Below are 1496 nucleotides of genomic sequence, written 5' to 3'. Positions count from 1 at the left end.
CGTCTCGCCGGTGACGAACTGCTCCCCCATCATCCGCATCGCCAGGAAGGGGTGGCGCTGATGTGCCTTGCCGAAGCGCTGCTGCGCATTCCCGACGATGACACGCGAGACGCGCTGATCCGCGACAAGATCGCCCATGGGCGATGGGCGTCGCATCTGGGTGGGGGCAAATCGCTGTTCGTCAATGCCGCTACCTGGGGGCTGGTGGTCACCGGCAAGCTGACCGGCAGCGTCGATGATCGCGGCCTGGGCGCGGCGCTCACCCGCCTGGTCGCTCGCGCCGGGGAGCCGGTCATCCGGCGCGCGGTGGACCTGGCGATGCGGATGATGGGGGAGCAGTTCGTCACCGGCGAGACGATCGGAGAAGCGCTGAGCCGGGCGAAGGCGATGGAGGCCAGGGGGTTCACCTACAGCTATGACATGCTGGGTGAAGCGGCGGCGACCGCTGCGGACGCGGCCCGTTATCATGCTGATTATGAGCGGGCGATCCACGCCATCGGCAAGGCGTCGGATGGGCGCGGCGTCTATGCCGGGCCGGGCATTTCGATCAAGCTGTCCGCCCTTCATCCCCGCTACAGTCGTGCGCAGGCGGATCGCGTCATGGCCGAACTGCTGCCAGCGGTGAAGCGGCTGGCGCTGCTGTCGAAAGGCTATGACATCGGCTTCAACATCGATGCGGAGGAAGCGGACCGGCTGGAACTGTCGCTCGACCTGTTGGAAAGCCTGGCGCTGGACCCGGACCTCGCCGGATGGAACGGCCTTGGCTTCGTGGTGCAGGCCTATGGCAAGCGCTGTCCCTTCGTCATCGACTGGATCGTCGACCTCGCCCGCCGTACCGGCCGCCGCATCATGGTGCGGCTGGGTAAGGGCGCTTATTGGGATGCGGAGATCAAGCGGGCGCAGGTGGACGGGCTGGCCGGATTTCCCGTCTATACCCGCAAGGTGCATAGCGACGTCGCCTATATCGCCTGCGCCCGCAAGCTGCTGGCGGTGCGGGACGCGGTTTTTCCACAGTTCGCCACGCATAATGCGCAGACGCTCAGCACCATCTATCACCTTGCCGGGCCGGATTTCGCGATCGGCGATTATGAGTTCCAATGCCTGCACGGCATGGGCGAGCCGCTTTACGAGCAGGTCACTGGCGCGGGCGGGCTGAACCGTCCCTGCCGCATCTACGCCCCGGTGGGGACGCATGAGACGCTGCTGGCCTATCTGGTGCGCCGCCTGCTGGAAAATGGGGCGAACAGCAGCTTCGTCCATCGCATCGCCGATCCCGCCGTTTCCGTCGAGGAGATGATAGCCGATCCGGTTTCTCTGGTGCGGGCCATGCCCGATCCCGGCCGGGGGCATGACCAGATCGCTCTGCCATCCAAGCTTTATCCTGACCGCCGCAATTCGGCGGGGCTGGACCTGACTGATGAAGGCGTGCTCGCCAGCCTGACGCAGGCGCTGCGCCACAGCGCCGCGACCGGCTGGACCGCAGCGCCGGAGCAGGG

At 66.4% G+C, this 1496-nt stretch carries 1 protein-coding gene; it reads left to right on the top strand.

The window, feature by feature from the left end:
* Positions 1 to 1496, top strand: a 1496-nt coding sequence (locus L288_RS33565) for a proline dehydrogenase family protein (RefSeq protein WP_021238618.1), incomplete at both ends; no start/stop codon positions are given.

The sequence above is a fragment of the Sphingobium quisquiliarum P25 genome (assembly GCF_000445065.1).
Classification (GTDB): Bacteria; Pseudomonadota; Alphaproteobacteria; order Sphingomonadales; family Sphingomonadaceae; genus Sphingobium; species Sphingobium quisquiliarum.
The sequence above is the reverse complement of the archived record's forward strand: the minus strand, read 5'-3'. Positions and strand labels throughout refer to the sequence as shown.